This is a genomic window from Microbacterium enclense, assembly GCF_004022425.1.
In the GTDB taxonomy this organism is placed as follows: Bacteria; Actinomycetota; Actinomycetes; order Actinomycetales; family Microbacteriaceae; genus Microbacterium; species Microbacterium enclense_A.
The window spans coordinates 23023-47113 of sequence record NZ_RBZY01000030.1 but is presented as its reverse complement, the minus strand read 5'-3'; the positions used below and the strand labels follow the sequence as shown (position 1 = coordinate 47113).

General features: G+C 70.2%; 26 protein-coding genes and 1 tRNA gene. 18 read left to right on the top strand and 9 right to left on the bottom strand.

The features are described 5' to 3' along the window. Nucleotides 1-93: HPr family phosphocarrier protein (locus D8Y23_RS09680; protein WP_164878191.1), on the top strand; the 93-nt coding region annotated here is incomplete at its 5' end. A gap of 293 nt (nt 94-386) precedes the next feature. Here the strand turns inward: D8Y23_RS09680 and D8Y23_RS09675 are convergent. Further along, a complete protein-coding gene (locus D8Y23_RS09675) occupies nt 387-1025 on the bottom strand; it encodes an MBL fold metallo-hydrolase (RefSeq protein ID WP_128217934.1) in 639 nt (212 codons plus the stop codon). A gap of 216 nt (nt 1026-1241) precedes the next feature. On the opposite strand from D8Y23_RS09675, the gene D8Y23_RS09670 reads away from it, so the two are divergent. Next, a tRNA-Glu gene (locus tag D8Y23_RS09670) sits at nt 1242-1317 on the top strand. A 95-nt stretch (nt 1318-1412) separates the two neighbouring features. Here D8Y23_RS09670 and D8Y23_RS09665 read toward each other — a convergent pair. After that, nucleotides 1413-2489, bottom strand: coding sequence for a DUF4349 domain-containing protein (locus tag D8Y23_RS09665; RefSeq protein WP_128217933.1), 1077 nt, complete (start codon nt 2487-2489; stop codon nt 1413-1415). Next, entirely contained in the window at nt 2486-3040 is a 555-nt protein-coding gene (locus D8Y23_RS09660) for an RNA polymerase sigma factor (protein WP_128217932.1), read from the bottom strand. Before D8Y23_RS09660 ends, D8Y23_RS09665 begins: the two co-directional genes overlap by 4 nt. Nucleotides 3041-3161: 121 nt before the next feature. Between D8Y23_RS09660 and D8Y23_RS09655 the strand changes: the two genes are divergently transcribed. After that, nucleotides 3162-4226, top strand: coding sequence for a TerC family protein (locus D8Y23_RS09655; RefSeq protein ID WP_128217931.1), 1065 nt, complete (start codon nt 3162-3164; stop codon nt 4224-4226). 30 nt (nt 4227-4256) lie between these two features. Here D8Y23_RS09655 and D8Y23_RS09650 read toward each other — a convergent pair whose 3' ends face one another. Both D8Y23_RS09650 and D8Y23_RS09645 read right to left on the bottom strand, forming a co-directional pair. Beyond that, nucleotides 4257-5570 (bottom strand): LLM class flavin-dependent oxidoreductase, encoded by a 1314-nt coding sequence (locus D8Y23_RS09650; protein WP_128217930.1) that lies wholly within the window; start codon nt 5568-5570, stop codon nt 4257-4259. After that, on the bottom strand, nt 5567-6907 hold the full coding sequence (locus tag D8Y23_RS09645) for an O-acetylhomoserine aminocarboxypropyltransferase/cysteine synthase family protein (RefSeq protein ID WP_128217929.1): 1341 nt from the start codon (nt 6905-6907) through the stop codon (nt 5567-5569). Before D8Y23_RS09645 ends, D8Y23_RS09650 begins: the two co-directional genes overlap by 4 nt. A gap of 233 nt (nt 6908-7140) precedes the next feature. Between D8Y23_RS09645 and leuC the strand changes: the two genes are divergently transcribed. From leuC to D8Y23_RS09615, 6 genes are all read left to right on the top strand, one after another. Then, complete coding sequence (gene leuC, locus D8Y23_RS09640; RefSeq protein WP_128217928.1) at nt 7141-8622, top strand: 3-isopropylmalate dehydratase large subunit; 1482 nt, start codon at nt 7141-7143, stop codon at nt 8620-8622. 1 nt (nt 8623) lies between these two features. After that, on the top strand, nt 8624-9220 hold the full coding sequence (leuD, locus tag D8Y23_RS09635; protein WP_128217927.1) for a 3-isopropylmalate dehydratase small subunit: 597 nt from the start codon (nt 8624-8626) through the stop codon (nt 9218-9220). A gap of 63 nt (nt 9221-9283) precedes the next feature. Continuing rightward, complete coding sequence (gene murA, locus D8Y23_RS09630) at nt 9284-10657, top strand: UDP-N-acetylglucosamine 1-carboxyvinyltransferase (RefSeq protein WP_128217926.1); 1374 nt, start codon at nt 9284-9286, stop codon at nt 10655-10657. Between the two features lie 3 nt (nt 10658-10660). Beyond that, entirely contained in the window at nt 10661-11401 is a 741-nt protein-coding gene (locus tag D8Y23_RS09625) for a lysophospholipid acyltransferase family protein (RefSeq protein WP_128217925.1), read from the top strand. Beyond that, nucleotides 11391-12527, top strand: a complete 1137-nt coding sequence (locus tag D8Y23_RS09620; RefSeq protein WP_128217924.1) for an NAD(P)H-dependent glycerol-3-phosphate dehydrogenase — start codon at nt 11391-11393, stop codon at nt 12525-12527. Before D8Y23_RS09625 ends, D8Y23_RS09620 begins: the two co-directional genes overlap by 11 nt. Then, complete coding sequence (locus D8Y23_RS09615) at nt 12427-13512, top strand: D-alanine--D-alanine ligase family protein (protein ID WP_128217923.1); 1086 nt, start codon at nt 12427-12429, stop codon at nt 13510-13512. The genes D8Y23_RS09620 and D8Y23_RS09615 overlap by 101 nt, the downstream gene beginning before the upstream one ends. A 6-nt stretch (nt 13513-13518) precedes the next feature. On the opposite strand, the gene D8Y23_RS09610 is transcribed toward D8Y23_RS09615, so the two are convergent. Next, nucleotides 13519-14016: a DUF3515 family protein gene (locus tag D8Y23_RS09610; protein WP_240663856.1), complete on the bottom strand. Its 498-nt coding sequence runs from the start codon at nt 14014-14016 to the stop codon at nt 13519-13521. 25 nt (nt 14017-14041) lie between these two features. On the opposite strand from D8Y23_RS09610, the gene thiL reads away from it, so the two are divergent. Continuing rightward, nucleotides 14042-15034, top strand: a complete 993-nt coding sequence (gene thiL / locus D8Y23_RS09605) for a thiamine-phosphate kinase (protein WP_128217922.1) — start codon at nt 14042-14044, stop codon at nt 15032-15034. Between the two features lie 118 nt (nt 15035-15152). On the opposite strand, the gene rsmD is transcribed toward thiL, so the two are convergent. Continuing rightward, nucleotides 15153-15716 (bottom strand): 16S rRNA (guanine(966)-N(2))-methyltransferase RsmD, encoded by a 564-nt coding sequence (gene rsmD / locus D8Y23_RS09600; RefSeq protein ID WP_205796984.1) that lies wholly within the window; start codon nt 15714-15716, stop codon nt 15153-15155. A gap of 49 nt (nt 15717-15765) precedes the next feature. Here rsmD and D8Y23_RS09595 point away from each other — a divergent pair, with 49 nt between their 5' ends. The 8 genes from D8Y23_RS09595 to D8Y23_RS09560 all read left to right on the top strand — a co-directional run bounded on the left by D8Y23_RS09595 (nt 15766) and on the right by D8Y23_RS09560 (nt 22359). Further along, the gene (locus D8Y23_RS09595; protein ID WP_128217920.1) at nt 15766-17925 is read left to right on the top strand and encodes an ATP-dependent DNA helicase RecG; all 2160 of its coding nucleotides are present in this window, start codon (nt 15766-15768) and stop codon (nt 17923-17925) included. Nucleotides 17926-17941: 16 nt separating this feature from the next. Continuing rightward, on the top strand, nt 17942-18439 hold the full coding sequence (gene coaD, locus D8Y23_RS09590; protein WP_128217919.1) for a pantetheine-phosphate adenylyltransferase: 498 nt from the start codon (nt 17942-17944) through the stop codon (nt 18437-18439). 119 nt (nt 18440-18558) lie between these two features. Next, nucleotides 18559-19053, top strand: a complete 495-nt coding sequence (locus D8Y23_RS09585) for a YceD family protein (protein WP_128217938.1) — start codon at nt 18559-18561, stop codon at nt 19051-19053. Between the two features lie 2 nt (nt 19054-19055). Beyond that, entirely contained in the window at nt 19056-19265 is a 210-nt protein-coding gene (gene rpmF, locus D8Y23_RS09580; protein ID WP_013586329.1) for a 50S ribosomal protein L32, read from the top strand. Between the two features lie 19 nt (nt 19266-19284). Beyond that, the gene (gene rnc / locus D8Y23_RS09575; protein ID WP_128217937.1) at nt 19285-19956 is read left to right on the top strand and encodes a ribonuclease III; all 672 of its coding nucleotides are present in this window, start codon (nt 19285-19287) and stop codon (nt 19954-19956) included. Further along, nucleotides 19949-20839: a bifunctional DNA-formamidopyrimidine glycosylase/DNA-(apurinic or apyrimidinic site) lyase gene (gene mutM, locus D8Y23_RS09570; protein WP_128217918.1), complete on the top strand. Its 891-nt coding sequence runs from the start codon at nt 19949-19951 to the stop codon at nt 20837-20839. Before rnc ends, mutM begins: the two co-directional genes overlap by 8 nt. Before the next feature lie 44 nt (nt 20840-20883). Continuing rightward, complete coding sequence (locus tag D8Y23_RS09565; RefSeq protein WP_128217917.1) at nt 20884-21327, top strand: MerR family transcriptional regulator; 444 nt, start codon at nt 20884-20886, stop codon at nt 21325-21327. Between the two features lie 33 nt (nt 21328-21360). Next, nucleotides 21361-22359 (top strand): NAD-dependent epimerase/dehydratase family protein, encoded by a 999-nt coding sequence (locus tag D8Y23_RS09560; RefSeq protein ID WP_128217916.1) that lies wholly within the window; start codon nt 21361-21363, stop codon nt 22357-22359. 114 nt (nt 22360-22473) lie between these two features. On the opposite strand, the gene D8Y23_RS09555 is transcribed toward D8Y23_RS09560, so the two are convergent. Together D8Y23_RS09555 and D8Y23_RS09550 are read right to left on the bottom strand one after the other, a co-directional pair. After that, complete coding sequence (locus D8Y23_RS09555; protein ID WP_128217915.1) at nt 22474-23556, bottom strand: GNAT family N-acetyltransferase; 1083 nt, start codon at nt 23554-23556, stop codon at nt 22474-22476. 60 nt (nt 23557-23616) lie between these two features. Continuing rightward, complete coding sequence (locus tag D8Y23_RS09550; RefSeq protein ID WP_128217914.1) at nt 23617-23874, bottom strand: hypothetical protein; 258 nt, start codon at nt 23872-23874, stop codon at nt 23617-23619. Between the last annotated feature and the right edge of the window lie 217 nt (nt 23875-24091).

Here is a 24091-nt window from a genome sequence, read left to right as displayed (position 1 = left end):
ACCGTCGTGACGCTCAAGGCCGAGGGTGAGGGCGCCGAGCAGGCGCTCGACGAGCTCGTCGCCCTTCTCGAGACGGACCTCGACGCGCAGTAGGCACCGCTTTCACAGACACCGGATGCCACGGCCCCAGGGCTCGTGGCATCCGGTGTTTGCGCGTCTCGCCACGCACAACTCCTGCTAGGTGCGCTTGTATGACGCGGGGTGGTCGACAGCCACGGGTCGTGCAGGAGTTGTGCGTGTGGGTGCGGCCACGCACGTCTTGTCGGCGGAATCGCGCGATGACGACGGGTGCGCCAGAACTCCTGCACGACGCTGCGGACCCCAGGCATGGATGGCGGGGTCGCCGGTTCTGCAGGAGTTCTGCAGCTCGATGACGGGCGTGCGACTCAGACCTCGGTGGAGTCCCCGGGGTCGAGGTCGACGAACGAACCGCCGTGCTGTTCGACGGCCCACGTGAGGCGGGCATCGCCCATCTGCTTGCCCGCCACCGAGAGGGTCATGTCGTGCGTGGCGAAGGCGCGCGCGGGCTTGACCTCGAGGACGTAGTCCATGGCCTCGGAGATCTTCAGCCAGGGCGCGCCGACCGGAGCGGCCAGGAGCGCGACGTGCGCACCCTTGGGCACCGTGTATGAATCGCCCGGGTAGTAGAACGCGTCGTTGACGAGAACACCGACGTTGTCGACGACGGGGATCGACTCGTGGATGACGGCGTGCTTCCCGCCGAAGAACTCGAGGTGGAAGGGTCCGAGGTCGAGCGAGTCTCCCGGGTGCACGACCGTGACGTCGAACCCCGCCGCCGCTTTCTGCACGCCCTCCGGCCCGTAGATGGGCACACCGGGATGCGCCTTCTCGAACCGCGTCAGGTGCTCGGGCGTCCAGTGGTCGGGGTGCTCGTGGGTGATCACGACCCCGACGAGGCCGGTGAGCTCCTCCAGCGGCGAGGTGAAGACGCCGGGGTCGATGACGAGGGTGTGTCCCGCCTCGGTGAGAACGAGAGCGGCGTGTTCGTGTTTGGTGACCTGCATGGGAGCGAGTCAACTCCGCGGTGGGGGAGCCTGCAACCGCTGGACGGCGGACCGGATGGATGCCACGGGGTGAACGAGATGCGTCGATGCGGCCCGAACTCTTCCCTCGCGGCGGCGCGCGCGGTACGTTGGGCCGGACACGCCCGGGCTGCGAGTCGATCGCGGCCCGATTTGTCGTGCGCGGCGCCGTAGTGCATACTTGAACGGTTGCGACGCGGCCCCATCGTATAGCGGCCTAGTACGCCGCCCTCTCACGGCGGTAACGCGGGTTCGAATCCCGCTGGGGTCACCAACGAGAAGAAGCCTCGACCGAATGGTCGGGGCTTCTTCTCGTTCCGGTGCCGCAGCTGGACGAGAAGCCGTCAGCGCGGGTTGGGCCCCGTCGTCCTACGCCTCGTGCGACCCCCGACGCTTCCGCACGATGCGCCGCACGCCCCACACGACCAGCACCACGACGCCCGCCACCGCGATCCACGGCAGCAGAAAGCCGAGGCCGATGACGACGCCGTTCAGGGTCGCGATGAGCCCGTTCCAGCCGGCGACCAAGCCGTCGCCGAAGCCGGCGGGATCGGCCGCCACGGTCTGCGAGCGCTCGGTGAGTTGCACGCTGAGCGACGACATCGCGACCTGCGACTGGATCGATGCGAGGACCGACCGGTCGGAGTCGAGCTGTGCCTGACGTTCGGCGAGCGCGGACTCGGCGGCGATGAGGTCGGCGACCGAACCGGCCTGCCCCATCAGCTCGGTCAGACGAGCGACGGATGCCTCGCCCGCGGCGACCCGCGCCCGCAGATCGACCGTCTGCTCGGTGACGTCGGAGCGGTTCACGCTCGTGGCGGTCACATCGCCCACGGCAGACAGGCCATCCATGACCGATGGCAGTGCATCGGCAGGGACGCGGACGGTGATCCAACCGGACGATACCGCGGGCTGCGATCCCGCTCCGTCGAGGGGGATGACGCCGTAGCCGCCGCCGACCTGCGACGACTCCACGTAGCCGTCCGCGGCGGTCGCGGCATCCGAGATCTGCTCGATCGCGGAGCGGACGTCGTCGACTTCCACGGTGCTGGAGCCGGTGGCGATGATCTCCCGGTCGGGGGCGTTCAACGATCCGGACTCGGTCGTTGCATCGCTCGCTGCGCCGCCGACGGCGCTCTCGGGGGCAACCGGCGCACCGAGGTCGCGAGCGCCGTCGCCCGCCACACCGAAGCCCGGGTCGATCGCTCCGCCTTCCGCGACACCGACGACGCCGGAGTCGAACGACGCGGTTCCCGGCGGCATCGACAGCATCGGTCCGATGACGGCCGCGACGACGAGCACGGCGGCCGCCGCGCCGACGCCCGTCCCGACGCCTCGCCGACGCTTACGGCGGGTGAGGCGCTCGTCGGCGATCCGGGTGAACACGACGGACTCCATGGCATCCACGCGGTCGTCGCGGAGGGCGGGGAGGGTGGGGGTGGTCATGGGGTCTCCGTCTCGATCGCGGTGGCGCGCACCCGGGAACGGATGCGGGAGAGGCGGTTGCGTACGGTGCCGTGGGACACGCCGAGCGATTCCGCGGCGGCCTGATAGCCGTAGCCCTCGGCGGCGCACAGGCGGAAGATCTCGCGGTCGAGATCCGCGAGACCGTCGACCGCGGCGAGGATCGCGGCGACCGTCTCGGCCTCCACGACCTGCTTCTCGACGTCGACGAGCGCGGGGATGCGCTCGTCCAGTTCCGCGGTGTTCCCGTGCCGGCGCTTCGACCGGAGCCGGTTCTGCGCCTGCAGGCGGCAGACCGTCGCGAGCCACGGCAGCAGGGAAGCACCCTCCAGCCGCAGCTTCGGGATCTTCCGCCAGGCGGCGACGAACGTCTCCTGAACGACGTCCTCCGCGTCGCTCTCGTCGTGGACGAGTCCGAACGCGATCCAGTACACCGGTCGCACGTACGCGCGATACAGCGACCGGAAGGCCGCTTCCGACCCGTCGGCGGCGCGCGCGACGAGCGCCCTGTCGTCGATGACGTCGTCGGTCATGGCATCCGTTCCCTCGATCCGGCACCCGTGCGAGCACTCTCTCACTCAGAGGTGTCCGCTCGCGCGCGATCGTCTCAGCCACTCGATAGACTTCAGCGTTTCCCCGAACGAAAGGCCCGTCATGGAGTTGCAGCTGGACCCGGTGTTCCAGACGGTCACCCTCGTGGTGCTCGTGCTGATCCTCGCCGCGGATCTGCTCATCATCCTCGCGCGTCCGCACATCCCCTCGCCGAGGGAGTCGACGCTGTGGGTCGTGTTCTACGTGGTGCTGGCGCTCGCGTTCGCGGGTGTGCTGGCGATCGTCGCCGGGGGAGAGGTCGCGGGGCAGTTCGTCGCCGGATGGCTCACGGAGTACAGCCTGTCGATCGACAACCTGTTCGTCTTCGTGCTCATCATGGGGCAGTTCGCGGTGCCGCGGCGCTACCAGCAAGAGGTGCTGATGGTGGGCATCATCATCGCGCTCGTGCTGCGGGGCGCGTTCATCCTCGTCGGCGCGACGATCATCGAGAACTTCAGTCCGATCTTCTACCTGTTCGGCGCGTTCCTCATCTACACCGCGGTCCGACAGGCGTTCCCGGGCGCGGACCACGAGGACGACACGCAGCGCGAGAACCTCATCGTCCGCATGCTGCGTCGCGTCCTGCCGATCAGCGATGCGTACGACGGCAAGAAGATCTTCACGCGCGTCCAGGGCAAGCGCGTGTTCACGCCCATGATCATCGTGTTCGCGGCCATCGGTGTGACCGACCTGCTGTTCGCAATCGACTCGATCCCGGCGATCTTCGGCATCACGCAGAGCCCGTTCATCGTGTTCACGGCGAACCTGTTCGCGCTCATGGGCCTGCGCCAGCTGTACTTCCTGCTCGGCGACCTGCTCGAGCGCCTGCGGTTCCTGCACTACGGCATCGCGTTCATCCTCGCCTTCATCGGCGTGAAGCTCATCCTGCACGCGCTGCACGTGAACGAGCTGCCGTTCCTCAACGGCGGTGAGCCGATCGAGTGGGCGCCCGAGATCTCGACGTGGGTCTCGCTCGCGGTCATCGTGGGATCGATGGCCGTCGCGACGATCGCGAGCCTGGTCGTCTCGCGGCGCGAGCCGGACACCGCGGGGCCGCAGGACGCGGCGGCGCGGGTCGCCGACGAGAAGGGCACGCCTCCTACCGTGGAGCAGCCGGACCGCGACTGAGGCTCCGTGCGCGGACCGCCGTGCCGGCGGTCAGAACGCGTGTAGGTTGGCCCCGAGGCCGCCGTCGACGTACTCCTCGCGCAGGATGCCGCGACGTCGGAGGATCGGCACGAGGTCATCGAGCAGCCGGTGCACGGTGACCGGGTGCAGGTCGCCCCACAGCAGCACGCCGTCGTTGCCCCAGTCGCCGAGCTCCTCGACCCGGTCGGCGAACTCCTCCGCGGTGCCGACGAAGCCCGACCCGTCCTTCAGACGGCCGAGGCGTGCGTGCGCCGCGAGGATCGCGCGCAGGGGAGCATCGGGCTCGTGCTTCCCGACGAGACGGCGGATGCTCCCTTCCGACACGTGCTCGCCGAAGATCGCGCGATCCAGAGGCTGATCGAGGTCGAGCCCGGTGAGGTCGATCTCGAGGTCGCTCGACTGCTTGCGGGCGATGGCGAGCAACGCGGCGTCGTCGGGATCCGCGGATGCCGCGACCAGCCGGTCGGCCTCCTCCGCCGATCCCACGAGCACGGGCTGGATCGCGAACAGGATCTTCACGTCGCTCGCCGCGCGTCCCGCGGCCTCGGCGGCCGCGTGGATGCGGCCGCGGTAGGCGCGGATGCTCTGCTCGTCGAGCGGGGCGAGAGCCAGCTGCACGTCGGAATTGCGCCCGGCGAAGGCGAGGCCACGGCCCGAGCCTCCGGGGGACACGATCGCGGGCTCGCCGTCGGTGAACGGCACCGCGTTGAGCGGGCCGTCGAAGCCGAAGTACTCGCCGCGGTGCGGGGCGGCATCCAGGCGCGTGCCGTCGGCGTACACGCCTGTCTCTTCATCCTCGACGAGGGCGCCGTCGCCCCAGCTGCGCCACAGCGCGCGGAGTCCGTCGATCCACTCCTCGGCACGGTCGTACGCGGCGTCGTGTCCGAGCTGCGGCGCGGTCGAGAAGTGCCGCGCGCTGCCGGTGTCGGTGACGACGTTCAGACCGAGGCGGTGGCCGCTGAGGTGCTGGAGCGTCGCGAACTGCCGGGCCGCGGTGTAGGGCAGATACGCCGCAGGGTTGACCGTGGGTGCGATGCCGAGGTGCCGCGTCGCGGCGAACAGGTAGGGCGCGAGGAGCAACGGATCGTGCTTGGGGCCGCCGAACGCGTGCCGCACGCGCAGGTCGATGGTTTCGGCACTGCCGAGCGACGGCGCATCCTCGATGATCAGCAGGTCGAAACCGGCCTGCTCGAGCGTGCGGGCCGAGTCCTGGTAGAGACCCGGCTCGGTCCATCGGTGGTTCCACCGGAGGTACGGGTGCCCCCAGCCGTGCGGACCGAAACCGCGGGCGAGGAACCACCCGAAGTGCTGGAGCCGGCTCACAGGACCACGACCTCACGGACGTCGGCATCCGCGGGCTCGTCGATGAGAGCGAGGGATGCCACGCCGTCGAGGGCCTGCGCGAGGTCGGCGATGATGTCGTCGACGTCCTCGATGCCGATCGACAGGCGAATGGTCCCCGGGAACACCCCCGCGCGTTCGCGCTCGGCGACGGTGCGCCCCGAGTGGCTCGTGCTCTGCGGGTGCAGGACGAGCGAGCGGACGTCGCCGAGGTGCGTCATGTGGGTGACGAGCCGGACGGACTGCACGACGTGCCGCGCGGCCTCGAGTCCACCGCGGAGGGTCACGGTGAACACCGAGCCACTGCCGCGCGTGAGGTAGCGCCGACCCAGATGGTGGTGCGGGTGCGATGAGAGCCCGACGTAGTCGACGCGCTCGACCTCGGGACGGGTCTCGAGCCACCGCGCGACGGCCAGGGCATTGGCCGACTGCCGCTCCATCCGCAGGCTCAGCGTCTCGACGCCCTGGCCGATGAGGAAGGCGTTGAGCGGAGAGGGCGACGGGCCGAAGCGGGGAGCGACACTCTCGCGCAGGTACTGCCCGCGCGCGCGCCGACCGTGCTTCTCGGCGTAGCTCGCCCCGCCGAGCCGGTCGGTGCCGACGAGGTGCGGGAAGAGGTGACCGGATGCCGCGGCGTCGAAGCGCCCGTCGTCGACGATGACGCCGCCGAGCACCGCGCCCTGGCCGGCGAGGAACTTGCTCGCCGAATGCACGACGACCGCCGCGCCGTATTCGATCGGGCGGAGCAGGTAGGGGGTGGTGAACGTGCTGTCCACGACGAGCGGGATGCCGCGCTCGGCTCCGATGGCGGCGACGGCGGCGACGTCGAGGACGTCGTTGCGGGCGTTGGAGAGCGTCTCGGCGAACATCGCCTTCGTCCGCGGAGTGATGGCGGCGCGCCACGCGTCGAGGTCGTCGGTGTCGACGAACGTCGTCTCGATGCCCAGACGCGAGAAGTTGTCGAGCAGCAGGCCCCGGGTGCCCTCGTAGATGTGCTCGGAGACGATGAGGTGGTCACCGGCATCCAGGAGTCCGAGGAGTGCGACGGTGACCGCGGCCTGACCGCTCGAGACGAGGATCGCCTGGTCGCCGCCCTCGAGCGACGCGAGGCGTTCCTCGACGGCCTGCACGGTCGGATTGCCGGTTCGGGAATAGCCGAAGCCGCTGCCGGTCGAGAAGTGCGCCGCCGACTCATCGAGGTCGGAGAAGGTGAACCCCGCGGTCAGGTAGATCGGTGTGGCCCGCGGTGAGGCGGGCGCGACCGAGGCCCCCACGTGCACCTGACGGGTCGAGAACCCGGTGTCTTCCTGCGCGCCCATGCGGCACTCTCCTTCCCGAAGCGGTGGCGACAGGCTCGCACGCGGACCCCGGCCCCGCCCAAACGTGCGGCGCCGTGTTACGCGGAGGCCCCCGACGGGCCGGTGGTATCGTGACGAGGTGCGGATCGTCGGCCTCCTCCTTAGCGGCCGCGACGAGACCTTGTCCTAGGCCTTTCTCGTCGCGGAGTTTCGTCGCGGGCCTCACATCCCATCCGAGGAGAAACGCAAGTCTCATGAGCACGACATCGATCGACGGCATCCACATTCCCGATCGCCCGCGGACCCTGGCCGAGAAGGTCTGGGACGACCACCTGGTGGTCAAGGGCGAGAACGGTCAGCCCGACCTCATCTACATCGACCTGCACCTAGTGCACGAGGTGACCAGCCCCCAGGCCTTCGACGGCCTCCGCGCCGAGGCGCGTCCGGTGCGTCGCCTCGACCTCACGATCGCCACCGAGGACCACAACACTCCGACGCTCGACATCGATAAGCCGATCGCCGACCTCACCAGCCGCACGCAGATCGAGACGCTGCGCCGCAACGCCGACGAGTTCGGTGTCCGCATCCACTCGCTCGGCGACAAGGAGCAGGGGATCGTCCACGTCGTCGGCCCGCAGTTGGGCCTCACGATGCCGGGCATCACGGTGGTCTGCGGCGACAGCCACACCTCGACCCACGGCGCGTTCGGGGCGATGGCATTCGGCATCGGCACGAGCGAGGTCGAACACGTCCTGGCGACGCAGACCCTGCCGCTGAAGCCGTTCAAGACCATGGCGATCACGGTCGAGGGCGAGCTGAAGCCGGGTGTCACGGCGAAGGACATCATCCTCGCGATCATCGCCAAGATCGGTGCGAACGGCGGGCAGGGCTACGTACTCGAGTTCCGCGGCAGCGCGATCCGCTCCCTCTCGATGGAGGGGCGCATGACGATGTGCAACATGTCGATCGAGGCCGGTGCCCGCGCCGGCATGATCGCGCCCGACGAGACGACCTTCGCCTACGTCAAGGACAAGCCGCACGCTCCGCAGGGGCAGGACTGGGACGACGCCGTCGCCTACTGGCGGACGCTGCCGAGTGACGAGGGCGCCGTCTACGACGCCGAGGTCTTCCTCGACGCGAACGAGCTGGAGCCCTTCGTCACGTGGGGCACGAACCCCGGTCAGGGCGTCTCGCTGTCCGACGTCGTGCCCACGCCCGCCGGGATCACGGACGCGAACGAGCGCGCCGCCGCCGAGCGGGCGCTGGAGTACATGGCGCTGGAGCCCGGAACGCCGATGAAGGACATCCCCGTGGATGCCGTGTTCATGGGCTCGTGCACGAACAGCCGCATCGAAGACCTGCGGGCGTTCGCGTCGGTGATCCAGGGCCGCACCAAGGCCGAGAACGTCCGCGTCATGGTCGTTCCGGGCTCGGCCCGCGTGCGTCTGGAAGCCGAGGCCGAGGGGCTCGACAAGGTGTTCACCGCCTTCGGCGCCGAATGGCGTTTCGCCGGCTGCTCGATGTGCCTCGGTATGAACCCCGACCAGCTCGCCCCGGGCGAGCGCTGTGCGTCGACGTCCAACCGCAACTTCGAAGGACGCCAGGGCAAGGGCGGGCGGACGCACCTCGTCTCGCCGCTGGTCGCCGCGGCGACCGCCGTGCGGGGCACGCTCTCGAGCCCCGCCGACCTCGATCCGCTGCCCGCGGAAACCGTCGCGACCGGGGCGGAGGCCTGACATGGAGAAGTTCACCACGCACACCGGCATCGTGGCCCCGCTGCAGCGCTCCGCCGTCGACACCGATCAGATCATTCCCGCGGTCTACCTCAAGCGCGTCACCAAGACGGGCTTCGAAGACGCGCTGTTCGCGAACTGGCGCCAGGACCCCGAGTTCGTCCTGAACCAGGATGCCTTCCGCTCGGCGTCCATCCTGGTGGCCGGTCCCGACTTCGGGACCGGTTCGAGCCGCGAACACGCCGTGTGGGCGCTGCGCGACTACGGCTTCCGGGTGGTGCTGAGCCCCAAGTTCGCGGACATCTTCCGCGGCAACTCGGGCAAACAGGGACTGGTCACGGGAGTGGTCTCGGAGGACGACGTCGAGCGCATCTGGGCGGCCGTCGCGGCGCAGCCCGGTGTCGAGATGACCGTGGACCTCGAGGCCCGCAGCGCCACGCTCGGCGACCTCCGGGTTTCGTTCGAGATCGACGATTACACTAGGTGGCGGCTTCTCGAAGGGCTCGACGACATCGGGCTCACTCTGCGCGAGGAAGACAAGATCGCGCAGTTCGAGGCGCGCCGCGAGGCATGGCGGCCACGGACCCTTCCGGTCCGCTAAGCCCGGTCGGCCCGATCGGGCCGCTCCGCCGCCCCTCGTCCACGAAGTGAGGTCCACCCCCCTATGAGCACACTCGTCACCGATTCCGGAGATCAGTTCTCCGCGCAGCCGGACTGGGAAGACGCGGAGACCCTCGTGATCCGCGGCGGACGCCCTCTGCACGGAACGGTCGAGGTCAAGGGGGCGAAGAACCTCGTGACCAAGGCGATGGTGGCCGCGCTCCTGGGCGACACCACCAGCACCCTGCGTGACGTCCCGAGCATCAGCGACGTCAAGGTCGTCCGCTCATTGCTCGAGGTGCACGGCGTCACCGTCACCGAGGGCGACGAAGAGGGGACGCTGCACCTCGACCCCTCCGGCGCGGTGGCCGCGCACTTCGAGGAGATCGATGCGCACGCGGGGGCGTCCCGCATCCCGATCCTGTTCTGCGGGCCGCTGCTCCACCTCTTGGGCGAGGCACTGATCCCGGATCTCGGTGGATGCCGCATCGGCAACCGTCCGATCAACTTCCACATGGACGCGTTGCGCGCGTTCGGAGCGGTTGTCGACAAGAGCTACGAGGGCATCCGCATCACGGCGCCGAACGGCCTGCACGGCGCGAACATCACGCTGCCGTACCCGAGCGTCGGCGCGACCGAGCAGGTGCTGCTGACCGCGGTCCGGGCGAAGGGCGTGACGGAGCTCCGCAACGCCGCGATCGAGCCGGAGATCATGGATCTCATCGCCGTCCTGCAGAAGATGGGCGCGATCATCTCGTACGAGCCCAACCGCGTCATCTACATCGAGGGCGTCGACCGTCTCGTCGGCTACGACCACCGCGCGATCTTCGACCGCAACGAGGCCGCGTCCTGGGCGTGCGCCGCTCTCGCGACCGACGGCGAGATCTTCGCCAAGGGCGCCCGCCAGCAGGACATGCTGACGTTCTTGAACGTGTTCCGTAAGGCCGGTGGCTGGTTCGACGTGCGCGAGGACGGCATCCTGTTCCGTCGGGGCGACGATCTCAAGCCCGTCATGGTCGAGACCGACGTGCACCCAGGCTTCATGACCGACTGGCAGCAGCCGCTCATCGTCGCGCTGACGCAGGCCCACGGCACCTCCACGGTGCACGAGACCGTGTACGAGAACCGTCTCGGCTTCACGCAGGCGCTGAACAAGATGGGTGCCGACATCGTCGTGCACCCGCAGGGTCTCGCGAGCCCCGACCGCCGGGTTCCACGGCGCGACCTCGAGCAGGCCGCCGTCATCAACGGGCCGACACCGTTGCACGGCGCCGACGTCGAGGTGCCCGACCTGCGCGGCGGTTACAGCTACGTGATCGCCGCCCTGGCCGCCGAGGGCGAGTCGACGGTGCGCAACATCGGCATCATCCGCCGCGGGTACGAGAAGTTCCTCGAGAAGCTCACCGCTCTCGACGCCGACTTCGACGTCGTGGGCTGACCCGTGGCGGCCTCTCCGGAGAAGAGCCGGCCGAGCGCCTTCTGGCCGCTGGCCGCTGTCGTGGTCCCGCTCGTCGGGATGTTCGCGCGCATCGAGATGCGCGGGGTCGAGAATCTCCCGCGCGAAGGCGCGTACGTTCTCGCTCCGAACCACAATTCGGAGTTCGACCCCCTCGTCATCGCCGTCGCGGTGTGGCGCGCGGGGCGCGCGCCGCGCTTCCTGGCGAAGGAGAGCCTGTTCAAGGTCCCCGTCCTCGGGGCTGCTCTGCGCGCCACCGGCATGGTCCCCGTTCCGCGGACCTCGTCGAGTGCGAACCAGTCGATCGCCGCCGCTCAGAGCATCGCCCGCGACGGCCGCGGGGTGATCGTCTATCCGGAGGGCACCCTGACCCGCGATCCCGACCTCTGGCCGATGCGCGGCAAGACGGGGGCCCTGCGTTTGGCGCTGGGGGGCGACCTGCCCCTCATCCCCATGGCGCAGTGGGGCGTGCAGCAGATCCTCCCTCGCTACGGCAAGCTGAAATTCCCCCGTCGCGTACGCGTGGTCGTCGAGTTCGGTCCGGCGATGGACGTCTCGGAGTACCGCGCGACGGCCACCCAGCCCGCGACCCTCACTCGGGCGACGGATGCGCTCATGGGCCGCATCGCGGAGATGCTGGCGGGGCTGCGTGGCATCCCGGCCCCCGCGGTGCGCTGGAACCCGTCCGCGCACGGGCAGAACGAGACGGGCCGCCTTGAGTCGTAAGCACGAGGTGGCCGGCCCCAAGGTCGCCGTCGTCGGTGCCGGCAGCTGGGGTACGACCTTCGGCAAGATCCTGGCCGATGGCGGTGCCTCCGTCGTCATGTGGGCGCGGCGACCCGAGCTTGCGGCCGAGATCACGGAGTCCAAACGCAACAGCCGGTATCTCGCGGGTATCAATCTTCCGCGCGCCATGACGGCGACGACGGATCTCGCCGAGGCTCTGCGCGGTGCCGAACAGATCTACCTGTCGGTGCCGAGCCAATCGCTGCGCGAGAATCTGGCCGCGATCCGGCCGCTGGTGGAGCACACGAACGTGCCGCTGGTCTCTCTCATGAAGGGCGTCGAGAAGTCGTCGGGCCTGCGGATGAGCCAGGTCATCGAGCAGGTGCTCGAGTGCGACCCGGCGCGCATCGCCGTGGCATCCGGTCCGAATCTCGCCCTGGAGATCGCGCGCGAGCAGCCGACCGCCGCCGTGATCAGCTCGCTGAGCCCCGAGACCGCCGAGGCCGTGGCCCGGCGGGCCCGCAATCGTTACTTCCGGTCGTTCGTGAACACCGACGTGATCGGCACCGAGTTCGGCGGTGTGCTGAAGAACCTGATCGCCGTCGCGATCGGGATCGTCGACGGTGTCGGCTATGGCGAGAACACGAAGGCCTCGATCATCACGCGCGGTCTCGTCGAGATGACCGACTTCGCCGTCGCCCAGGGCGCCCAGCCCGAGACGCTGCAGGGCCTCGCGGGCCTCGGCGATCTCATCGCGACCTGTCAGTCTCCGCTGAGCCGCAACAACACGGCGGGGCGCCTGCTCGGACAGGGTTACGGCTACCAGGACGTGGTCAAGCAGATGCAGCAGACCGCGGAGGGACTGGCATCCGTCGCCCCCGTGCTGCAGCTCGCGCGCGAAGTCGGTGTCGACATGCCGATCGTGCGCCAGGTGAAGATGGTGCTCGACGGCACCATGGATCCCCGTGACATCGCGCCGCATCTCACGACCGACGACGACCAGCCGCAGGGCGAGAGGACGCAGAATGACCAAACCGGTGGTGGCGGTGCTCTTCGGCGGGCGCTCCAGCGAGCATTCGATCAGTTCCGCCACGGCGGGCGGGGTGTTGCGGGCGATCGATCGTGACCGCTTCCGGGTGATCCCTGTCGGGATCACGCGCGACGGCGCCTTCGTGCTCGAGGACGACGACCCCGACAAGTTCGCGCTGCGCCCCGAGGCTCTGCCGGAGGTCCTCGACAACGGCAGCCGTGTGCGTCTGCCCGAGTCGGCGGTGTCGCGCGAGTGGACGGTGACGGATGCCGGCGGTGAGCGCTCCCTCGGCGATGTGGACGTGGTCCTCCCCATCCTGCACGGCCGCTTCGGTGAGGACGGCACGATCCAGGGACTCCTCGAGCTGCTCGGCATCCCGTACGCCGGGGGCGGCGTGCTGATGTCGGCGATCGGCATGAACAAGAACGTCACGAAGCGCGTCCTGCGTTCGGCGGGCGTACCCGTCGTGCCGTGGGTCGCCGTGACCCGCGCCGACCTCGTGCGGGATCGCGAGCTATGGGAGCGCCGTATCCGCGCGCTGGAGCTTCCCGTGTTCGTCAAGCCGAACGAGGCCGGGTCGAGCGTCGGCGTGACGAAAGTGTCACGGTGGGAAGACCTGGATGCCGCCCTGGAGACGGCCTTCGCCGAAGACCGCCTCGCGCTGGTCGAGAAGGCGATCGTCGGCCGCGAGCTCGAGTGCGGTGTGCTGCCCGGGCGCGACGGCGGTGCGGTGCGGGTGAGCGTCGCCGGCGAGATCGTGGTCACGGGCCGGGAGTTCTACGACTTCGAGGCGAAGTACCTCGACGCGCCCGGTGTCGATCTCGTGTGCCCCGCCGAACTGCGCGACGGCGAACTCGCCGAGATGCAGCGCATCGCCGCCCAGGCCTTCGAAGCCCTCGGCGGCGAGGGTCTCGCGCGCGTCGACTTCTTCTACACCGGCACGGAGTTCTACGTGAACGAGGTGAACACCATGCCCGGGTTCACCCCGATCTCGATGTTCCCGACGTGCTGGATCGCCTCGGGGCTGACGTACCCCGACCTCATCAGCGATCTGCTCGACGCGGCCCTCGAGCGGAACTGACACCCCTCAGGGCGTCGGCGCGGCCGTTGCGTCCGAGGGCGTCGTGCATACCTGGCCGGTCTCGGGCAGGTAGTCGCGGATGAGCGGGGCGAGCGCGCGCGCGATGTCGGCGCTGCTCGCGCTGCCGGCGTCGAGGAAGATCTGCACGGCCGGCTGGTGGCCGAATGTCGTCAGGGTGTACCGCTGATCGGCGGCCTGCGACTCATCGACGATCCAGTCGACCCCGTCGAACGTGCGGCACGGGAGCGTCGAGGGCCCAGGAGCCTCGAGTCCGCACGTCAGCAGGACGCTCGCGGGGGTGCCCCACGCGCCGGTCGCCTGCGCGTCGGTCCACCGGCGTTCCTGCCCGGAGATCGAGTCGGGCAGTCGCGAGATGACCTGGGCGCACGCGGGGTCGTTGGCGTCCTCGGCCGGCTCCATCGCGACCGTCGCGCTGCAGGCAGCCAACCCGGGGAGGAGGGCGAGGGCGGCGATCAGCGCGAGGGGACGACGGGAGCGGGGCACCCCTCCAGGCTAATAGCGTGGGAGGGTGACCGACGCCGAGCCCACCGTGGGGGAACTGTCCGAGGGGCAGGTTCTCCGCGGCATCCTGGACCGCCTTCCCGCCTCGACCGCTCCCGTCGGGCCGGGCGACGATGCGGCGGTGCTCGCGATTCCCGACGGCCGAGTGGTCGCCACCACCGACACGTTGGTGCACGGCCCCGACTTCCGACTCGCGTGGTCGTCGGCGGCCGACCTCGGCTACAAGGCGGCGGCGGTCAATCTCGCGGACGTCGCCGCGATGGGCGCGCGGCCGGTCGCTCTGCTCGTCGCGCTGGCGATGCCGGATGCCACGCCGCTGTCGTTCGTCCGCGGATTGGCGGACGGGCTCGCCGAGGCGTGCGCCGACCTGGCGCCGGGCTGCGCGGTGGAGGGCGGCGACCTCACCGTGTCGGACACGTTGACGATCGCCGTCACCGCGCTCGGCAGCCTCGACGGACGGGATCCGGTGCGCCGTTCCGGGGCGCGACCGGGAGACGCCGTGCACGTCGTCGGCGACTTGGGCGTCGCGGGTCGTGGGTTGGACGTCCTCTTCACGCGCTTCGTCGATGCCGGTGGCACGCCGATCGCGATCACCGCCGAGGATCGGATGGCGCTGGATGCCGCTGATGCCCAGGGCCTGGACCGCCAGCTCCGCCCGCACCCACCGATCGCGGACGCGCTGCGGGCCGCCGACGCGGGGGCGACGGCGATGATGGACGTGTCGGACGGACTGGCCCTGGATGCCGAGCGGCTCGCCGACGCGTCGGGCGTGACGATCGCGTTCGACTCCGCGGCGCTGGGTGAGGATCCGGCCCGGGCGCTGGGCGGGGGAGAGGATCACGGGTTCCTCGTGACGTTCCCCGCCGGGACGGTCGGACCGGGGCGGCGCGTCGGCACGGTCGAGCGCCGCGGCGAGATCGCCGTGACGGTCGACGGCCGCCCCTGGACCGGCCGGACCGGCTGGGATCCCTACCGCGACTGGGACGCCGGCCGCGGCTGAGGGGCGCAGAGCTGGTGCGTGAGTCGCCAAGATCTGTCGCCTCTCGCGACGCACAGGCGACAAATCCTGGCGACTCACGCGCGGTGCGCGGGGGAGAGGTGCGCGGGAGGAGTGGGGATCAGCGGGGCGGGCGGCCCCACCACAGCGTGGTGTCGCCGTAGGTGCGGTGGCGGTCGGGCTCGAGTCCCGCGGCATCCCAGTCCGGCGGGGAGGAGCGCTTCGCGCGCTCGACGATCACCGCGGCGTCTGGGCTCAGCCGGGGAGCGACGCCGACCAGGGCGCGCGTGATCTCGGTGTCGGGGACGTCGTACGGCGGGTCGAGGAACACGAGGTCCCACTCCGCGGTCGCGGTCTCGGCGTAGGTCGCCGCGTTGGCGCGGTGGACACGTGCGGTGCCCGGGACGCCGGCGGTGCGCAGGCGGTCGGCGTTCTTGCGGATGAGAGCGGCCGCGGGTCCCGACAGCTCCACGAGGTCGGCGGAGACGGCGCCGCGGCTCAGGCTCTCGAGTCCGAGCGCGCCGGAGCCGGCGTAGAGATCGAGGACGCGCGCGCCCTCGACCAGATCGGCTGACTCGAGGGCGCCGAACAGGGACTCGCGCACGCGGTCGCTGGTCGGTCGCGTGCCCTTGGCGGGAACGTCGAGGACCGTGCCGCCCGCGCGGCCGGAGATGATGCGGGTCACCCTCACACCCTACAAACCGGGTGTCCGGGGGGATGCCTAGACTCGGTGCATGCCCGGACTCTCGCTGTCGTCGCGACTCGACGGCGCCGTGGGCGGCAAGACCGCGGCGGCGTTCGAGCGGGCCTTCGGCATGAAGACGGTGGGCGAACTGCTCGAGCACTACCCGCGCCGCTACGCCCGCCGCGGCGAGCTCACCCCCATCGCGACGCTGCCGATCGGCGAGCCGGTCACGATCGTGGCCGAGGTGGTGAGCGCGACCGAGCGCCGCATGCAGAACCGGCGAGGCTCGCTGCTCGAGGTCATCATCAGCGACGGCGACGGCCGCATGTCGCTGACGTTCTTCAACCAGTCGTGGCGGCTGAAAGACCTCACCCCCGGTCGACGCGGCATCTTCTCCGGCAAGGTGGGGGAGTACCGGCGGCAGACGCAGCTGACCCACCCCGACTACGAGCTGTTCGACGACCTCGAAGAAGCGCGGGCCGAGGCCGAGGTCAACGCGAAGCGACCGATTCCGATCTACCCGGCGACCAGCACGGTCCCGAGCACGCTCGTGCAGAAGACGATCTCGCTCGTGCTCGACGCACTGGGCGCTGTCGACGACCCCCTGCCGGATCGGCTGCGGGAGCACCGCGGACTCGTGGGTGTGCGAGCCGCGCTCGAGCACATCCACCGCCCTTCTCATGACGACGAGATCCCGCCCGCGGTCGAGACCCTGCGCATGCAGGAAGCGTTCGTGCTCCAGACCGCCCTGCTGCAGCAGCGGCAGTTCGTCCGCGCGCTGTCGGCGACGAAACGTCCCGCCCTGCCGGGGGGGCTGCTCGAACGCTTCGACGCCGGACTGCCGTTCGCGTTGACCGCCGATCAAGAGACGGTCGGCGCCCGCATCGCCGATGACCTCGTGGGCGACTGGCCGATGAACCGCCTGGTGCAGGGCGAGGTGGGCTCGGGCAAGACCCTCGTGGCGCTTCGCGCGATGCTGCAGGTCGCCGAAACGGGCGGGCAGTCCGCCCTCATCGCCCCGACCGAGGTGCTCGCCGCGCAGCACGTGCGCTCGATCGCCAAGATGCTCGGCCCGCAGCTCGCACCCGAGCTGATGCCGACGCTCCTCACCGGGCAGCTCCCCGCCGCCGAGCGCCGCCGTGCCGCGCTGCGCGTGGCATCCGGTCAGGCCCGGATCGTCGTCGGCACGCACGCGTTGCTCAGCTCGACCACCACCTTCGCCGATCTCGGTTTCGTCGTCGTCGACGAGCAGCATCGCTTCGGCGTCGACCAGCGCGAGGCTCTCCGCGCGAAGGGCGACTCTCCGCACACGCTCGTGCTCACGGCCACCCCCATCCCGCGGACCGTCGCGATGACGGTGTTCGGCGACCTCGACGTGTCGACCATCCGGACGATGCCGGCCGGGCGCGCCGGCATCCAGACCTTCGTCGCCCCGCTCGCGGAGAAACCGGGCTGGTTCGCCCGCGTGTGGGACCGCGTCGCCGAAGAGGTGGCCAAGACGCACCAGGTGTTCGTCGTCTGCGCCGCGATCGACGCCGAGAAGCTCACGAAGGACGAGGTCGGCGACGAGCCGACCGACGGTGCCGACGCACGCACGCGGTGGGGCGTCGTGCAGGTGGGGGCGCTGCTCGACACACTGCCGGCGTTCGCCGACATCCGCGTCGAGATCCTGCACGGCAAGATGCCCGCGGACGAGAAGGATGCCGTGATGCAGGCGTTCGCGCGCGGCGACATCGATGTTCTGGTCGCCACGACGGTCATCGAGGTCGGGGTCGACGTCCCGAACGCGTCGACGATGGTGATCCTCGAGGCCGACCGTTTCGGAGTGTCGCAACTGCATCAGCTGCGCGGGCGCGTCGGCCGCGGCGGGCTGCCCGGCCTGTGCCTGCTCGTGACGGAAGCGGCGCCGGGAACCTCGTCGCGCTCACGCGTCGAGGCGGTGGCACGGACGCTCGACGGCTTCGAACTCGCCGAGGTCGATCTCGAGCTTCGCGGCGAGGGCGACGTTCTCGGTGGGGCGCAGTCCGGCGCGCGGTCGTCGCTGCGGCTCCTCCGGGTCGTGACCGATTCGGAGCTCATCGTCGAAGCGCGCGCCGCGGCGGAGACCGTGCTCGCCGACGACCCCGCCCTCGTGCGGCACCCCGGGCTCGCGGCCGCCCTCGAGCGCCGTGTCGGTGTCGAGGAGCGCGCGGCCCTCGCCAAGTCGTGATCGGTAGGCTGGCGGAATGAGTCCGCGGATCGCCGTCGTACCCGGTTCCTTCGATCCCCCGACGCGGGGGCACCTCGACGTGATCCGCCGCGCGGCCGGACTGTTCGACCAGCTGCACGTCCTGGTCGTGCACAACCCGGGCAAAGAGGCCATGCTGCCGATCGCACAGCGACAGGCGCTCCTCGAGCAGTCCATTCAGGAGGAGGGCGTCGAGGGCGACGTCATCGTCGCCGCGTGGAGCATGGGTCTCCTCGTCGACTACGCCACCGACGTGGGCGCGCAAGTGCTGGTCAAAGGCATCCGGTCGCAGGTCGACGTCGCGTACGAGACGCCGATGGCCATCGTGAACCGCGACCTCGCGCACGTCGAGACCGTGTTCCTGCTGCCCGACCCGTCGCACGCGCTCGTCTCCAGCTCGCTCGTCCGACAGGTCGCGGCTCTCGGTGGCGATGTGTCGCCGTACGTGCCCGCCGCGGTCGCCCGGTTCCTCGACACCGGCGCGCGCGGCCTCTGACGACCGGGTCCGTGCGGCCCCCGTTCAGGGGTGCGCGGGTAGCATGGACGACCGTGAGAACCCACCGACCCGGACCTTTCCAGCTCCCCGTGCGCGACATCGAGCGCAAGCCGGGGGAGATGCGCGAGCACGAGCTCGAGATCCCCGCACCCGAGAAGTGGGGTGAGGGCCTCGTGTCCGTCCCCGCCCAGGAGCCGATCGAGATCGACGTGCGCTTGGAGTCCGTTCATGAGGGCATCCTCGTGTCCGGAACCGTCTACGCCACGGCCTCCGGTGTGTGCGGACGCTGCCTCACCGACATCACCGAGCCCGTCGAAGTCGAGTTCCAGGAACTTTTCGCGTATCCTGGGGACGAAGCGAACGACTTCGACGTTCAAGACGACCACGTGGATCTTGAAAATGTGGTCCGGGATGCCATCGTCCTCTCGCTTCCGTTCCAGCCGGTGTGTCAGCCGGATTGCCCCGGGCTCGACCCGGTCACGGGTGAGAAGCTGACAGAGAGCGCCGGCGACACGGAGCAGACGCCCGTCGATCCCCGGTGGGCCGCGCTCCAGCAGTACACCCCAGACGACGGCGATGCGCTTCGCGCCGCCCCCAAGACAGAGAAGAGCTAGCCATGGCAGGTAACCCCCCGAAGCGGAAGGTCTCCCGCTCGAACACCCGCTCGCGTCGCGCGCAGTGGAAGGCCGAAGCCCCCGCGCTGGTCAAGACCATCGAGAACGGCAAGGTCGTCTACAGCCGCCCCCACCAGGCGAAGGTCGTCACCGACTCGCAGGGCACCGAGCTCTTCCTCGAGTACAAGGGCCGCAAGGTCGCCGACGTCTGATCGACGTCCGGTGACGCGAATCTCTGCGCTCATCGAGAAGCTCGGGGTCGACATCGACCCCGAGCTTCTTTCTCTTGCGCTGACCCACCGCTCGTTCGCATACGAGAACGGCGCCATCCCGCACAACGAGCGCCTGGAGTTCCTCGGTGACTCGGTGCTCGGACAAGCGGTGACCGTGCGCCTCTTCACGGGGCACCCCGAACTCGACGAGGGCAGCCTCGCCAAGCGCCGCGCGAGCGTCGTGTCCACCGTGGCTCTGGCCGAGGTGGCACGCGGCATCGGTTTGGGCGACCACGTCCGGCTCGGACGCGGCGAGATCCTCACCGGCGGGCGCGACAAGGACTCGATCCTCGCCGACACGATGGAAGCCGTGATCGGCGCGACGTACCTGTCTGCGGGCCCCGAGGCTGCGACGTCGCTGGTGCTGCGACTGGTCGAGCCGCTCCTCGCCGACCCCGACCGGTACGGTGCGGCGATGGACCCCAAAACGAGCCTGCAGGAGATCGCGGCGCGCCAGTCGCTGGCCGCCCCGCACTATGCGGTCGAGGCGACCGGTCCCGATCACGATCGGCGCTTCACCGCGACGGTGACGGTCGGCGATGTCGCGACCCAGGGCACGGGGTCCAGCAAGAAACAGGCCGAAATGGCTGCTGCCCTCGCTGCGTGGCGCGAGCTCGACGCCCGTGCCTGAGCTGCCCGAGGTCGAGGTCGTCCGCGCCGGCCTCGAGCCCGCGGTGACGGGTGCGCTCATCGCGTCGGTCGACGTGCGGGACGCCCGCGCCCTGACCCGCCACTCCGGAACGCCGGACCAGTTCGAGGCCGAACTCACCGGGCGCCGTATCGGGGGCGCGGTTCGCCGGGGCAAGTTCCTGTGGATGCCCGTCGGCGACGATGAAGCGATCGTGACGCACCTCGGCATGAGCGGCCAGATGCTCCTGCGCGTGCCGGGCGCACCCGAGGAGCGGCACGAACGCATCCGCATCGAGCTCGAGCATCCGGTGCACGGTCCGCTGTCGGTCGTCTTCGCGGACCAGCGCACGTTCGGCTCGCTGGCGCTCGACGCGCTCGTCGACACACCGGATGCCGCCGCGGGTGGCCGCGGCTCGTCGCTGCCGCGCGTCCCGACGCAGGTCGCCCACATCGCCCGCGACCCGCTCGACCCGGCGTTCGACGATGCCCGCTTCCGCGCGCGCCTGGCGCGAACCTCGTCGGGGATCAAGCGCGTGCTGCTCGACCAGACCGTGGCGAGCGGCATCGGCAACATCTACGCCGACGAGTCGCTGTGGGCCGCGCGCATCCACCCGGAGACCGTGGCATCCGATCTGCCGACGCGGTCGGTGAACCGGCTGCTGGCCGAGGTTCGGGCGGTGCTGGAGAAGGCCCTCGCCGAGGGTGGTACGAGCTTCGACGCCCAGTACGTCAACGTCAACGGCCAGGCGGGGTACTTCGCGCACTCGCTCAATGCCTACGGCCGCACCGCCCAGCCGTGCCCGCGTTGTGGGCGCCCGATCGTGCGGGTGAGCTTCATGAACCGCTCGAGCCACTTCTGCCCGCGATGCCAGCGCGTGCGCTGATCGCCAGTTGACCTCAAGCACTTGAGGTGTGCTGAGCTAGCGGCATGTCGATGTTCACCATCCAACAGGCCGCACGCCGGTCCGGGCTCAGTGAGCCCACCCTCCGCTACTACGAGGACGTCGGGCTCATAGGCCCGATCGCGCGCGACGCGAGCAGCGGCCACCGGCGCTACCGCGAGAGCGACCTCGACGATCTGCAGGTGCTCGCGTGTCTCCGGGCGATGGGCGTCGGCATCGAGGACATGCGGACCTACCAGGCGAATCGTACGAGGGGCAACGACGCCGCGGCCCAGCAACGCGACATTCTGCTGGGCCATGCGGAACGCGTGGAGGTCGAGATGGCGACCCTGCGTGTGCATCTCGACTACCTGCGCCGCAAGGCGGAGTTGTGGGATGCCCGCGACCGCGGCGACGCAACCGCCGAAGCGGAGGCGCAGTCGCGAGTGCACGAGATCTATCCCGAGCTGAAGATGCTGTTTCGCGCTTGACCTCCAGCGCTTGAGGTCTGTTCGACTCGCTTCATGACCGATTCACACTCCACCGTCCTCGTGACCGGCGCCTCCGGGTATCTCGGGACCCGCGTCGTCGCCGACCTCCTCCAGCAGGGCACGCGCGTGCGTGCCACCGTCCGATCCCTCGACGCGGAGCCGGCGCTCCGTGGCGCCGTCCGCCGCACCGGAGCCGACGACGCCGCCCTTGAGCTGACCGTCGCCTCCCTGACCGACAACGCAGGCTGGGACGCCGCGGTGTCCGGTGTCGCGGGCGTATATCACCTGGCATCCCCGATGACGCACGTCACCGAGGACGCGGACCTCGTGGTCACCCCGGCGCGCGACGGCGCGCTGCGCGTACTCCGCGCGGCGCGGGATGCCAGGGTCGCCCGGGTCGTGCTGACCTCGTCCTTCGCGGCCGTCGGTTACTCGGCGAAGCCGCTGAATGGCGCGGGCGTGCGAGAGTTCGACGAGGACGACTGGACCGATCCGGACCAGCCCGGACTCCCGGCGTACCCTCGCTCGAAGGCCGTGGCAGAGCGCGCCGCGTGGGACTTCGTCGAGAGGGAGGGCGGCGAGCTCGAGCTGGTCGTCCTCAACCCGACGTGGATCGCCGGACCCACCCTGACGGCCGACCCCCGGTCCTCGTTGCAGGCATTCCTCGGGATGCTCGACGGGCGCATGACCCTCGCGCCGCGTCAGCGGTTCGGCATCGCCGATGTGCGAGACGTGTCGGCGGCGCACCTGGCGGCGATGAACACCGCGGACGCCGCGGGCAGACGCTTCCTGTTGCTCGCCGACGGCCCGACGATCTCGTGGCTGGGAGTGGCATCCCTTCTGCGGGCGCACCTCGGCGACCTGGCGGCCGCGGCGCCCACCGCGGAGAAGCCGGGCGACGAGTTGCCGCCGCTCGTGATCCACAACGAGCGCGCGAAGGCGGAGCTCGGTTTCACCCCGCGTCCGGCCGAGACCACGATCGTCGAGACGCTAGACGACATGCGCGAGCGCGGGATGCTCGTCCGGGTCTGACGCGCACCGCGCCCGCGGCCGGCCCGCGAGACCGCACCCGCCTGACGAACCCGCCGCAGACTGCAGCGGAGACGTCAGGCGGATGCAGTCTCGGCGATCAGACCCCGCCGGGCATCAGCCGAGCACTTTCTGCCAGGCGCCCTCGTACGACATCGGGGCGAACCCGATCGCCTCGTTGATCGAGAGCATGGGCCTGTTCTCCTCCGCGTTCCACGTCAGCACGCGGGGTGACTCCGGGATGGCCTCGCGCCAGGCGACCAGTCCGGCGCACTTCACCAGCATCCCGAGGCGATGCCCGCGATGGGATGCCACGACCAGGGTGTCCTCTTGCTGCGTCACAGCCGTGCGATCCTTCCCGATGGACAGCTCGTTGAAGGCGGCGAGTTCGCCGCTGTCGATGTGCTGGGCGACGGTCACGAGCACGTGTCGGTCGGCCTCGGTGTACCGGCGTTCCCAGTCGGTGACGCGAGCGGCATCCCAGATCTCTTCGTCGTAGTCGAGGCCCGCGGCCGGCGCGTCCGTGATCATGCGCGACTTCATGTAGGCGAACGCGTCGACGAACTCGGGCGGCGTGGGGAGCGTCCACTGGATGACGCGATAACCGGTCGCCGCGTTCTCGGCCTCGGCGAGCAGCGTCCGCAGGTGCGTCTCGCTGTCGGGGAGATCGAGGCGGCTCTGCCGCACGATCTGCTCGAGGGTGTACCCGGCGTCGAGATAGAACCGCGCGGCGCGGTCGAGCGGGATGCTCCCGAACCCGGTCGGCGCCTCGAGGCGAGGTCCCTCCGCGGCCGGGTGCTCGGCCCACGACTGCAGGATGGTGCGACCGTGCTCGCGCGCGGTGCGTTCGATCAGCTCGTGCGCCGCGCGTCCGATGCCGCGCCCCCACGCGCTGCGGCGCAGCTCGATGAGCCAGAAGCCCGTCCGCGCGCCAGCCTCCTGCGGCAGGTCGAGGCCGACACGGCCCACCACCTCCCCGTCGAGGACGGCGATCCACAGCAGCCGGAGCTGTGCCGCGATGGGGCGGTAGAGGGCGAGGAGCTCGTCGGCGGGCATGGCGTGGTCGTCGTGACCGGCGATCTCGGCGTAGACCAGATTGCGCATGCGCGCCATCTCGCGGAAGTCGTGGGCGTCGGGGGCATCGATGGATGCCGGAAGGGGGAGCGGGCGGAGCTCGAGGCCGGGCGGAAGGGTGGTCATGTCGGAACTTTCGGTGGAAGGGAACGGGAGGGCGGGGCCGGGGAGTCCGGCCCCGCCGGGTCACAGCGGCGGACGCGAGAGAAGCGCCTGCCGCTGCCACTGCGCCTCGCGCCGGGAGCGCTCGAGAGCGGCCCGGTTCGCGAGATCGTCGCGCTCGGTGCGGTGCACGAGGCGATCGACGCGCGCGGCGGCGCGGGTGAGCAGCCACAGGCCGAGGCGGAGGGAGAGACGGTCGAGGAGACCGAGGCGGGTCTCGACGACGGGAAAGGACAGCGCGGATGCCGTGTGCTGCGGCGCGCGTGTGAGCGAGGCGTTCATGCGGATGCTCCGATGAGAAGAACGAGCAGAGGAGCCACGGCCTAGAGAAGGCGAGAAGTGGCGGAAGGGTCGAAGACGACCCGGGTGCACGGCATCCGGGAAACGGACGACGGTGCGGGAGCGGAGACGGAAAGACGTCTCGACGCGACGCGGTTACGCCTGAAGAACAGGCATGCCGACGGCGGTGGTCACTCCGCGCAGGGGTGCGGACAGCACG

What these genes read in the sequence shown, in the direction of transcription:
- D8Y23_RS09555 (WP_128217915.1), bottom strand. Translation starts at nt 23,556, where the DNA reads ATGACCACCCTTCCGCCCGGCCTCGAGCTCCGCCCGCTCCCCCTTCCG.
- leuD (WP_128217927.1), top strand. Translation starts at nt 8,624, where the DNA reads ATGGAGAAGTTCACCACGCACACCGGCATCGTGGCCCCGCTGCAGCGC.
- D8Y23_RS09595 (WP_128217920.1), top strand. Translation starts at nt 15,766, where the DNA reads ATGCCCGGACTCTCGCTGTCGTCGCGACTCGACGGCGCCGTGGGCGGC.
- D8Y23_RS09560 (WP_128217916.1), top strand. Translation starts at nt 21,361, where the DNA reads ATGACCGATTCACACTCCACCGTCCTCGTGACCGGCGCCTCCGGGTAT.
- murA (WP_128217926.1), top strand. Translation starts at nt 9,284, where the DNA reads ATGAGCACACTCGTCACCGATTCCGGAGATCAGTTCTCCGCGCAGCCG.
- D8Y23_RS09675 (WP_128217934.1), bottom strand. Translation starts at nt 1,025, where the DNA reads ATGCAGGTCACCAAACACGAACACGCCGCTCTCGTTCTCACCGAGGCG.
- D8Y23_RS09585 (WP_128217938.1), top strand. Translation starts at nt 18,559, where the DNA reads ATGCGCGAGCACGAGCTCGAGATCCCCGCACCCGAGAAGTGGGGTGAG.
- D8Y23_RS09565 (WP_128217917.1), top strand. Translation starts at nt 20,884, where the DNA reads ATGTCGATGTTCACCATCCAACAGGCCGCACGCCGGTCCGGGCTCAGT.
- coaD (WP_128217919.1), top strand. Translation starts at nt 17,942, where the DNA reads ATGAGTCCGCGGATCGCCGTCGTACCCGGTTCCTTCGATCCCCCGACG.
- D8Y23_RS09655 (WP_128217931.1), top strand. Translation starts at nt 3,162, where the DNA reads ATGGAGTTGCAGCTGGACCCGGTGTTCCAGACGGTCACCCTCGTGGTG.
- rpmF (WP_013586329.1), top strand. Translation starts at nt 19,056, where the DNA reads ATGGCAGGTAACCCCCCGAAGCGGAAGGTCTCCCGCTCGAACACCCGC.
- D8Y23_RS09550 (WP_128217914.1), bottom strand. Translation starts at nt 23,874, where the DNA reads ATGAACGCCTCGCTCACACGCGCGCCGCAGCACACGGCATCCGCGCTG.
- D8Y23_RS09615 (WP_128217923.1), top strand. Translation starts at nt 12,427, where the DNA reads ATGACCAAACCGGTGGTGGCGGTGCTCTTCGGCGGGCGCTCCAGCGAG.
- D8Y23_RS09665 (WP_128217933.1), bottom strand. Translation starts at nt 2,489, where the DNA reads ATGACCACCCCCACCCTCCCCGCCCTCCGCGACGACCGCGTGGATGCC.
- D8Y23_RS09660 (WP_128217932.1), bottom strand. Translation starts at nt 3,040, where the DNA reads ATGACCGACGACGTCATCGACGACAGGGCGCTCGTCGCGCGCGCCGCC.
- leuC (WP_128217928.1), top strand. Translation starts at nt 7,141, where the DNA reads ATGAGCACGACATCGATCGACGGCATCCACATTCCCGATCGCCCGCGG.
- D8Y23_RS09645 (WP_128217929.1), bottom strand. Translation starts at nt 6,907, where the DNA reads ATGGGCGCGCAGGAAGACACCGGGTTCTCGACCCGTCAGGTGCACGTG.